This is a genomic window from Streptomyces sp. NPDC001135, from assembly GCF_053598395.1.
On sequence record NZ_JBSFKD010000034.1, the window covers coordinates 95,302 to 104,825 of the forward strand.

Here is a 9,524-nt window from a genome sequence, read left to right on the forward strand (position 1 = left end):
CGAGCCGTCGTCCGTCTCAGACGCCCCGGCCGCCCGACAGGGCAGCCGGGGCGTGCGGTGCGCACGATCCCTACGTGAGAGGTACGCCGAGATGAGTCAGTCCGTGGCAGGGGTTCGACACCACCCCGCGGTGATCGCACATCACAGCGGGCGCGCCGAGGACGTTCAGCTACGTGTCGCAGACGCCATCACCAGGTTTGCCGGCTCGATGACGTTCGTCTACATCCACGCCGTCGTCTTTGCGGTCTGGATGCTGTTCTGCGAGTCCAGTCCGTGGCCTACGTTGACCCTGGTGGTGTCACTGGAAGCGATCTTCCTGTCGACGTTCGTCATGATCGGTCAGAACCGGCAGGCGGCCTTCCAGCAGATGAAGGCGGACCACGACTTCGTCGAGCAGGAGCTGGAACTCAAGACCAATACCGAGCTGACTCGGGCCATCCACATGATGACCATGGAACTCCACAGGCGACTGATCGACGACGGCGTCGAGCCGTAGCAGCCCTGCGGCCCCGATGCCGTTCGCGTCATGGCCTGTCGGCTCGCGGAATGCAGGTTGTCCGTTGTCGACAAGGGGTGTTGAAGGCCAGCAGATTGAGGGGAAGCTGACTCTGGGAAGCCGTTCTCCCAGTTCCCTCGCGTCGAAGCCGCTGCCTATTCTCAGTTGAATCGATCATGCGCCTGAGTCCTCAGTCAGCCCGCAGCCACATCCGCACCTACCGCGCCCGAGGGCATACCGTCAGCATCAGCCTCTTGAGGAGAGCGGGACGACCCACTCGACGACGGTGCCGCTCGGCTGGTTCGCGGAGACGCTGAAGCTGCCGCCCAACTCCTCCGCGCGCTTGCTCAGGTTGGCCAAGCCGCTGCGTCGGGTGACCGCAGGGCCGATGCCGCGGCCGTTGTCCGCCACTCGCAGCGTCAGCTCGCTGTCGGTGACCTCGACACCGACGTCGACGGTGGTTGCGTGCGCGTGTCGGGCGGTGTTGGACAGGGTCTCGCCCAGCACGGCCAGCAGTTGCTCGGCATGGTCGGCGGACACGGACGTGTCCAGCAGACCGGTCATGCGCAGCGCGGGGGTGAAGCCGAGCGATTCGGTGGCGCGTTCGGTGGCCGTCACCAGCTGGGCGCGCAGTCCGCTGCCGACACGGGACTGATCGTGTTCGCGCAGGCCGTAGATGGTGGAGCGGATGATCTTGATGGTGTCGTCCAGGTCGTTCACGACACGCTGGATCCGTTCGCTGACCTGCGGACGGTCGGAGACCCGGCCCAGCGTGGACTGCAGGGACAGTGCGCCGGCGAACAGGCGCTGGATGACCAGGTCGTGCAGGTCCCGGGCAATGCGGTCACGGTCGTTGAGGACGACCATGCGCTCGGTGTCCCGCCGGTGCTCAGCCACGTCGAGTGCCAGGGCGGCTTGGTTGCCGAACCCGGTGACCATGTCGATCACGGCATCGGTGAAGAGGGTGCCACCGGGTGGGTTCGCGACCTGCAGGACTCCTCGGACGTGCTCCCGGGTGCCGAGGGGGACGAAGAACGCTGGGCCCAGTTCCACCACCGAGGCGCTGCCGCCCTCGGAGCGCGGGTCGGCGCTCAGGGCCTCGCTGGTGATCGTCTCCCCGGACGAGTAGACCTTGGCGGCCAGCGCCGTGGCGGGCAGCAGCAGCCCGCGGACCTCTTCGGCCGGCGCGCCCGAGGCGGCCTCGATGACGAGCTCGCCCTTGTCGCCGACCGGCACGGCCAGGGTGACAAGGTCCGCGTCGGCGATCTCGCGCACGGTGGCGGTGAAGGAGTCCAGCACGGCGGCGGGCTCCGCGCCGGACAGGAGACTGCGGGTCAGTTCGTTGCTGGCCGCCAGCCATCGCTGTCGGCGGTGGGCGTCCTCGTACAGTCGGGCGTTGTCGATCGCCACACCGGCCGCAGCGGCCAGCGTGCGCAGCACCGCCTCGTCGTCGCTGTCGAACTCCGCGCCGCTCTTCTTGTTCGTCAGATAGAGGTTGCCGAAGACCTGGTCGCGCACGCGGACGGGGGCGCCGAGGAAGCTGGTCATCGGTGGGTGCCCGTCCGGGAAGCCGACGGATGCCGGATGCTCCGCCAGGTCCGCCAGGCGCAGCGGCTCCGGGTGCCGGATGAGCAGACCGAGGATGCCCTCGCCACGCGGGTAGGGCCCGATGCGCGCGATGGCCTCCTCATCCATGCCGACCGTGACGAACTGCTTGATCGTGCCTTCCTCGCCGAGAACGCCGAGCGCCCCGTACTGGGCGTCGACCAGGGTGACCGCCGACTCCACGATGCGGTGCAGCACCACCGCCAGGTCGAGGTCGGAGCCGACCGCCAGCACCGCGTCGAGCAGCGTGTGGACCCGGTCCCGGGCCGCCCGGACCTGCGCGACCTGCTGCTGCAGGTCGTCCAGCAGTACGTCCAGCCGCAGTTGCGGAGACATCCCCGACGTCTCCACCTCACGCGAACCCTGCACGCGTTCGTCCACCACAGCTCTCCTCACCGTCTCGCGGCACACTCCCCAAGGATGCCCGACGAGCCGAATCCGTTGGACGGCACCCGGCGGTGTGCATGGGCGTGCCTCACTAACGGTTGGTCGCTGCTGGGGTGTCGCGCGGCACGGCCCGGTGACATCAGGTGTTACCTGGATGAGAGTCATGTTTTCGGGCTTTCTCGGATGCCGTCGTACAGGGGAGGGTCGGGCGACATCCAGTAGGCATCCGATAGACGGGCGAATCTTGGCCATGGCTGCCGGTCCACGGCGCTGCTGGTCTCCTGCATGAAGGCTTCAACGATCTAAGGGGTGGCGGGCGACTGCTTGTTTTCGGACCGACGACATCGCCGATGACGGCGGCCCAGGCGCTGTCGGGGAGAAGGACAGCGTCGTACCAGTCTCCGCCCAGGTGCGCGGGTGCTGTGGCCGGACGGTAGATCGCGGTGGCTGTGAAAGGACGCGGAGGCTGCGCCGGCTGCGCCGTTCGGCCCGCACCCGACATCGTCAAGGCACTGCGGCGCACACTGCATGGGCATGGCAAGACTCTTGCGGAGAAGGAACGGACAAGCGCCGTCCGTTGCGGGGCTGCGCCCACTCCGGCTGCCACGCCCGCTCCGGCTGCCGCCGGTTCCGGCGGTGGCCGCCATTGCGGCGCCCTTCCTGCCCACGCGTTCGGCGCGCTGCCGGGCCATCGGGGCTCCGGCTCCACCGGCGCGGTGGTGGGGTCCGGATGGGCGAGATGCTCGGCCTGCAGGTCGGAGACTTCCTTGACGACCGCGTACGACTCCGCCGCCAGGTAACCCGCGTCAAGGGCGTCAAGGGGGCCGTCCTGGGCCTCCTGAAGCACCGCGGGAAGGGGGATTGGCGGGACATCCACTATGGGTCCGCCTTCCGTAAGGCCAGAAAGGTCCTGGGCTGCGACTGGTCACCTCACGACCTTCGCCACTGGTTCGCGACGACCGCGCTCAGTAACGGTCTGCCACTTTTGGACGTGTCCGGGTGGCTCGGACACAAGAGCATCAAGGAGACGGCGGACACCTACGGACACCTTGCTCCGGACTCCGTGCTGGTTTGGTGCTGGCTCAGGCAGCGTGATCCGGTGTCTCCGCAGGTCGGAGGGGCGACTTCCTATATCAATAAGGCATGGAGGGTTCAAAGTTCCCTCTTGGACATGAGTGGAGTCCGAATGTTTCGCTGGTCCCGTCGAAGATCCACGACTCCGATCACGGACGACCAGGAGGACTGTGCCCATGACCAGCTCCCACCGCCCCAGCTCCCAGGGCCCCGGCCCCCACCCCATGGCCCGCCGCGGGCTGTTCAGGGCGGGCCTCGCGGTGACCGCAGCGGCCGTCGCGGCCGGCGCGGTCTCCGCGCCCGCCGCCTCGGCGACCGCCGACAGTGAACAGCACGGCGGCGGCGCCGCGTTGGCCGAGCTGGAGCAGCGGCACGGCGCCCGGCTCGGTGTGTACGCACGCAACATCCGCACCGGCCGGACCGTGGCGCACCGGGCGGGGGAGCGGTTCGCGATGTGTTCGACGTTCAAGGCGTTCGCCGCGGCGGCCGTGCTGCGCGACCACGGCGGCTGCGCGCCGCTGGACAAGGTGATCCACTATCCGCCGCACGACATCATCTCCCACTCGGAGCGCACCGGGGAGCACGTGGACACCGGCATGACGGTGGCCGAGCTGTGCGCGGCGGCCATCCAGTACAGCGACAACGCGGCCGGCAACCTGCTGCTGCGCGAGATCGGCGGCCCCGCCGGACTCACCCGCTTCTTCCGCTCGCTCGACGACGGGGTGAGCCGGCTCGACCGGTGGGAGACGGACCTGGGCAGCGCGATTCCCGGGGACTTGCGCGACACCACGACCCCGCGCGCCCTCGGCCGCAGCTTCGAGCGGCTCACCCTGGGCCGGGCACTCGCCCGCGCCGACCGGGAGCGGCTCGTCGGCTGGCTGAAGGGCAACACCACCAGTGCCGCGCGGTTCCGGACCGGACTGCCGCGCGACTGGGTCCTGGCGGACAAGACCGGTACCGGCGACTACGGGAGCGCCAACGACATCGGCGTGGCCTGGACGACCCGGAGGACACCGCTCCTGCTGACGGTGCTGTCGACCAAGAGTGCCCAGGACGCACCGGCCGACGACGCGCTCGTCGCGGAGGCGGCGCGGATCGTCGCAGGTGTCCTGGCTCCGGGCGAGTAGCCGTCCAGGCTCGCCCCGGGCGGCGAGAACGCCGACGGTTTCGCGTCCAAACTCACCACCGGCACCGGGAACGTCTTCCGCGACGACGTCTCCTACCACAACATCGACGACGACTGGGACTTGTACACCAAGACCGACACGGGGGCCCTCGGCTGGTCCTTCGCCTCGGACAGGCACTTCGTGGTGACCTTCGTGGTGACCTTCGGGGACAAGGTCGTGACGCCGTGGCCGCCGCACGACGTCCCGCCCCTGGCGCGTCCGCGGGTTACGCCGGCCAGCCGCCGTAGGGGACGGTGATCAGCTCCATCGGGTGGCCCGCGGGGTCCATGAAGTACACACCGCGACCGCCGTCGTTGTGGTTGATCGTGCCGGGCCGCCGCTGGTGCGGGTCGGCGTAGTGCTCGATGCCGCGCTCGACGATGCGCGCGTACGCCGCGTCGAACTCCTCCTCGGAGACCAGGAACGCGTAGTGCTGTGGCGTGATCCGGTCCGCCGGAACGGTGGCGAAGTCCAGGGTGACGCCGTTGCTCAGAGCCACCGCGACGAAGGGGCCCCATTCCCCGGTGATCTCAAGACCGAGCAGCTCGGTGAAGAACCGGGCGGACTCCCGGTTGTCCCGGGCGTGGACGATGGTGTGGTTCAACTCGACCGGCAAGGAATGCCTCCAGGGCATGTCCTGGCACCTCCATGCCTCACCCGGCCGGTGACCGGCACGCGATGCCACCTCCGAGCGTAACCACGCGGGTGACGGCCCGTCGATGCCGATTCCCGCAGCTCAGGCGAGCGCGTCCGCCGTGGCCGCCGCGTGGCTCGTGCAGCCCTCCAGCGCCTGCAGCGGTGCCAGGCGCGGCCGGCGGCGCGTTCGCCGCCCAGCCGGCGGGACCACTCGTCGGAGCCGTTGTCACGCGTGTACCCGGTGTGCGGCGGCTGCGGGCAGCAGCCGCTGGTTCGGGTCGGCGTGCGCGGCCCGGAACGCCAGGACCACCGCGGCGCCGAGGACGGTCTGCGCGGTGCCGGCGGCACGGGGAACGGTGACGCGGGTGGATCCGGCCGAGCCGGCGCGGCAGCACACCCGCACGGCATCTTCGTCGTGACCGGTCGCTTCGACCGGACCGTGCCGCTGTCCAGGACCCCCTGGTCCCCGCCCGGGACCGTGTACCGGTCCGCCCGGCACATCACGGCACAGCGGTGACCGACCGCACGGTTTCCCAGTACCGCCAGTAACATGATCACCTTGTCTCCAGGTGTACCAGTCAGTCAACTTTGGCGTCGTCCCCGGACGGCGCCCTGCCCGGAGATGTCCATGTCTACTGTCAACGACGCGTTGGAGAACGCGCGCCTCACCTACGAGCAGCACATGCGCACGTGCCGTCAGTGCCACGCCGACCGCGCGGCCTGCGCCGTGGCCAAGCATCTCCTGCGGATCTACAACCTCGCCCGCAGGGACCACATGCGCGCGGGAGGGCAGCCCGGGGCGACGGGCTGACGGCAGCGGGCCGCGGCGGATCGACGGCGGCGGCCGTCGCCGACTGGCCGGGCTTTTCGGCCCGGGTGATCCGGGAACCCGGTCGCCTGTCCTGTCCGACCCAGACGCAGGAGGCCACCGTGACGGAGCAGCACGGGGACCGGCCGAACCCGGTCACCCAGCACGCCCGCCCGGACTTCCCCTCCCAGGACCAGCCGCATCCGGGCTGGACCGGCCCGATGGATCCGCCGCCCGACCACGGCGAGGAGTCCTACCGTGGCGCCGGACGGCTGGACGGCCGTAAGACCGTGATCACCGGCGGGGACTCCGGGATCGGCCGGGCGGTGGCCCTCGCGTTCGCCCGGGAGGGCGCCGACGTGCTGTTCACCCACCTCGCCGAGGAGGAGGACGAGGCCCGCGAGACGTCCCGGCTGGTGGAGGAGGCCGGACGCAAGGCGGTCGCCGTCTCCTGCGACATCCGTGAGGAGGCCAACTGCCGGGCCCTGATCGCCCGGGCGGTCGACGAGTTCGGGCGCATCGACGTGCTGGTGAACAACGCCGCCTACCAGATGTCCCAGCCGGACGGCATCGAGGCGATCACCACCGAGCAGTTCGACCGGGTCGTGCGGACGAACCTGTACGGCATGTTCTGGCTCACCAAGTTCGCCCTGCCGCACATCCCGGCCGGCGGCTGCGTCATCAACTCGACGTCCGTCCAGGCGTACAAACCCAGCCCGCACCTGCTGGACTACGCGATGACCAAGGGCGCGATCGTCACCTTCACACAGGGGCTCGCGCAGATGGTCGCCGAGCGCGGCATCCGGGTCAACGCGGTCGCGCCGGGGCCGGTGTGGACGCCCTTGATCCCGTCGACCATGCCGGACACGGCTCGGTTCGGCAGGCAGGCCCCGCTCGGCCGCCCGGCCCAGCCCGCCGAACTGGCCCCTGCCTACGTCTACTTGGCCTCGCCCCAGGCGAGCTACATCACCGCCGAGATCCTCAACGCGACCGGCGGCACACCGCTGCCCTGACGTCAGGCCCCGTACACCGCACGGATGTTGGCGCGCGGCAGCGGCGCGTGCCGGGCCGCGGGACCCTTCGCGAAGGTGCGCAGGAGGTTCTGCGTGGCGCGGGTGACGAAGGCCCGAGTGCGGGCGTCCATGCCGTGGTCGCGGCCGAACATGCCGGTCCCGGCCACCAGGCCCTCCACCCAGCGCATGGTGCCGGTCGCGAACACGCCGGCGCCGCTGGTGGCCGTGTAGTACGCCGAGTCGCTGTGGCCGGCCCGCCCGCCGCAGACCAGCGGGGAGTGCGCGATGATCTCCAGCGGGCCGGGAGTGGGGGCGCCGGGAGTGATCCGGTCGTACTCCACGCCGACGAGATGGGCGAAGCGGTCGCCGGAGCGTGCGCCGGTGCCCTCGTACAGCCAGTGGTCGGCGGCCCGGACGACATAGGGGGCGTCGACCGGATAGCCCTCGTAGAGCACGCCGGTCAGGGAGGACTCGGGATCCGCGGCGGGCGGGAGCCGGTAGTCGGTGGTGACCAGGGCCGGATCCGAGCCGTAGCACGGGTCGTCCCGGTAGGCGGTCTTGTAGCAGACCACCGTACGGTCGTCCGCGGCCTCCCCGGCCTCCAGCCGGACCCGGCGGAAGCAGGTGTTCGCGCCGAGGAAGGCGAGGTTCGTCCCGGCGTCGCGGGCAGCGGCCACATGGGCCCGCTGCCGCGGCGTCCAGTACTCGTCGTGCCCCAGGCAGACCACGGCGTGCGCGCCCCGCAGCACTCCCGGATCCCGGTGGACGTCGACGCCCGTGCTGTAGGCGAGCGGAATACCCAGCCGCTCGGCCAGCACCACCAGCGCCCACTCGTACACCAGGAACTTCTCGGCGCCCACGCCGTCGTAGGGGCGGTCGAAGCTCACCGCGAGGGAGCGGGTGGCGTACGCCCCGGAGGGACCGGAGTAGAGGCTGCTGCCGCCCCAGCGGTTGTACGCCTGCCAGGTCGCCGGAGCGTGCACCAGGACCGTGCGGCCCGCGCCCTCGGCCGAGCGGACGATCAGCGGTACGTACCGCTGGTGGCCGGTGTCCGCCTCCAGCCGCAGCAGATAGGCGCCCTCCGGCCAGCCGGAGGTGTCCACGGACAGCGTCCGCGGCCAGTCGGCGCGCACGGTACGGGTCGCGGGCAGCACACGCGGGGCCGGCCGGGCGCGGCCGGGTATGCGCTCCGACGCCCAGACCCGGCGGGCCCGCCGGCCGCCGTACCAGCCGACCCGGAACGCGGAGACACGGAAGGACGCGGCGGTCGTCGACACATGCAGCCCGAACGCCTCGCCCGGGGGCACGCTCACCCGGTCCGGGTAGCCGGTCACGGCGTCCGGCGGCCCGGTCGGCCCCAGACGCCAGCCGGCGGTGCCCGGCGCGTCCTGCTCCGCCTCGGGCCGCAGCCGCCTCCCGGCCAGGCCGGCCGTGTCGTGCGGATGCGGCGGCGCAGCCGTGCACGCGGCGGCCGTGCCGAGGCCCAGACCGGCGCACAGGGTGAGGAAACGCCGGCGGCCGGGGCCGTCGGACAGGGCCGTTTCGTGTCCCGGAGCCACATGACCTCCCGCATGGCATCTGCGCTCCAGCGTTCCGGCGCCTGCCCGCACGCCGCAACCCCGCAACGGGCCGGAAGGCCGGCGGTGGCGGGGCTGTCCCCGGGCGGCGAGGGCACCGGGGCGGCGGCCATCCGGGTGACGGTGTCAGGTGCGGAAGCCGGTGTGCACATGGTCGTGGTGCGTCGCGTCGCTGAAGAACTGACCGGCGGCGCCGCCCGACAGCCGCACGGGACCGCCCACGTTGTACGACCCCGCGGCCGCCGCGTCCCGCATGAACCGCTCGATCAGACCGCGCGGCGTCATCGGGTCCACGACCGCATGGCCGTCGATCCGCCACACGTCGAAGGCCCGGCCGCGCGGATGGTCGCTGGGCCGGCTGGTGCCGAACACGTCCAGTGGGTGCCCGGAGCGTACGACGCTCACCTCCAGCCGGTACGTCCGCGCCAGCGCGAGCATCGCCTCGGCCACGCCGGTGTGCACCCGGCCGCTGCGCAGGTCCGCCGCGGCGGCGGGCGGCAGCACGATCCGGTCGTCGGACAGCACGGCCCTCATGTCCGGCGGGAGCGAGCGTGCGGCCGGTCCGGGATACGCCGGACGCAGGGCGTCGACCGTCCAGCCGCGCCCCGACCGGGAGAGGCGCACGTCGACGGTCGTCCCGCCGGCGTCCACCGTGTCACCGCGCCGGGTCCATGCCGTAGACGGTCGCCGGGTCCTGCGAGAGGCGGTACCGCGACCGCAGCAGCTCGAACAGCCGGTCCGGGCCGTCGTGCACGAGCGGAC

10 protein-coding genes and 1 pseudogene are annotated in these 9,524 nt (G+C 71.3%); 6 read left to right on the forward strand and 5 right to left on the reverse strand.

All coding sequences use genetic code 11. The annotated features are described in order from the left end of the window. Positions 1 to 91: 91 nt before the first annotated feature. Complete coding sequence (locus ACWC94_RS33065) at positions 92 to 496, forward strand: DUF1003 domain-containing protein (RefSeq protein WP_450800987.1); 405 nt, start codon at positions 92 to 94, stop codon at positions 494 to 496. A gap of 246 nt (positions 497 to 742) precedes the next feature. On the opposite strand, the gene ACWC94_RS33070 is transcribed toward ACWC94_RS33065, so the two are convergent. Next, positions 743 to 2,437 (reverse strand): sensor histidine kinase, encoded by a 1,695-nt coding sequence (locus ACWC94_RS33070; protein ID WP_450800995.1) that lies wholly within the window; start codon positions 2,435 to 2,437, stop codon positions 743 to 745. 790 nt (positions 2,438 to 3,227) lie between these two features. Here ACWC94_RS33070 and ACWC94_RS33075 point away from each other — a divergent pair. From ACWC94_RS33075 to ACWC94_RS33085, 3 genes and pseudogenes are all read left to right on the forward strand, one after another. Next, on the forward strand, positions 3,228 to 3,890 hold the full coding sequence (locus ACWC94_RS33075; RefSeq protein WP_450800996.1) for a tyrosine-type recombinase/integrase: 663 nt from the start codon (positions 3,228 to 3,230) through the stop codon (positions 3,888 to 3,890). Beyond that, a complete protein-coding gene (gene bla, locus ACWC94_RS33080) occupies positions 3,787 to 4,689 on the forward strand; it encodes a class A beta-lactamase (protein WP_450800997.1) in 903 nt (300 codons plus the stop codon). The genes ACWC94_RS33075 and bla overlap by 104 nt, the downstream gene beginning before the upstream one ends. 21 nt (positions 4,690 to 4,710) lie before the next feature. Beyond that, positions 4,711 to 4,842 (forward strand): annotated as a pseudogene (locus ACWC94_RS33085) (right-handed parallel beta-helix repeat-containing protein); the annotation flags it as partial. Between the two features lie 112 nt (positions 4,843 to 4,954). Here the strand turns inward: ACWC94_RS33085 and ACWC94_RS33090 are convergent. Continuing rightward, positions 4,955 to 5,344 (reverse strand): VOC family protein, encoded by a 390-nt coding sequence (locus tag ACWC94_RS33090; RefSeq protein ID WP_450800998.1) that lies wholly within the window; start codon positions 5,342 to 5,344, stop codon positions 4,955 to 4,957. 246 nt (positions 5,345 to 5,590) lie between these two features. Then, complete coding sequence (locus tag ACWC94_RS33095; protein WP_450800989.1) at positions 5,591 to 5,767, reverse strand: hypothetical protein; 177 nt, start codon at positions 5,765 to 5,767, stop codon at positions 5,591 to 5,593. A 225-nt stretch (positions 5,768 to 5,992) separates the two neighbouring features. On the opposite strand from ACWC94_RS33095, the gene ACWC94_RS33100 reads away from it, so the two are divergent. Next, positions 5,993 to 6,175: a hypothetical protein gene (locus tag ACWC94_RS33100; protein WP_450800990.1), complete on the forward strand. Its 183-nt coding sequence runs from the start codon at positions 5,993 to 5,995 to the stop codon at positions 6,173 to 6,175. 119 nt (positions 6,176 to 6,294) lie between these two features. Further along, positions 6,295 to 7,185 carry an SDR family oxidoreductase gene (locus ACWC94_RS33105; RefSeq protein ID WP_450800991.1) on the forward strand — a complete coding sequence of 297 codons (891 nt, stop codon included), beginning with the start codon at positions 6,295 to 6,297 and terminating at the stop codon, positions 7,183 to 7,185. Positions 7,186 to 7,187: 2 nt separating this feature from the next. On the opposite strand, the gene ACWC94_RS33110 is transcribed toward ACWC94_RS33105, so the two are convergent. Both ACWC94_RS33110 and ACWC94_RS33115 read right to left on the reverse strand, forming a co-directional pair. Next, entirely contained in the window at positions 7,188 to 8,744 is a 1,557-nt protein-coding gene (locus ACWC94_RS33110; RefSeq protein WP_450800992.1) for a N,N-dimethylformamidase beta subunit family domain-containing protein, read from the reverse strand. A gap of 144 nt (positions 8,745 to 8,888) precedes the next feature. Continuing rightward, positions 8,889 to 9,413: a hypothetical protein gene (locus ACWC94_RS33115; RefSeq protein WP_450800993.1), complete on the reverse strand. Its 525-nt coding sequence runs from the start codon at positions 9,411 to 9,413 to the stop codon at positions 8,889 to 8,891. Positions 9,414 to 9,524 lie beyond the last annotated feature (111 nt).

Coding starts and splice junctions, on each gene's coding strand:
- ACWC94_RS33075 (WP_450800996.1), top strand. CDS start 3,228: ATGCTCGGCCTGCAGGTCGGAGACTTCCTTGACGACCGCGTACGACTC.
- ACWC94_RS33065 (WP_450800987.1), top strand. CDS start 92: ATGAGTCAGTCCGTGGCAGGGGTTCGACACCACCCCGCGGTGATCGCA.
- ACWC94_RS33070 (WP_450800995.1), bottom strand. CDS start 2,437: ATGTCTCCGCAACTGCGGCTGGACGTACTGCTGGACGACCTGCAGCAG.
- ACWC94_RS33100 (WP_450800990.1), top strand. CDS start 5,993: ATGTCTACTGTCAACGACGCGTTGGAGAACGCGCGCCTCACCTACGAG.
- bla (WP_450800997.1), top strand. CDS start 3,787: ATGGCCCGCCGCGGGCTGTTCAGGGCGGGCCTCGCGGTGACCGCAGCG.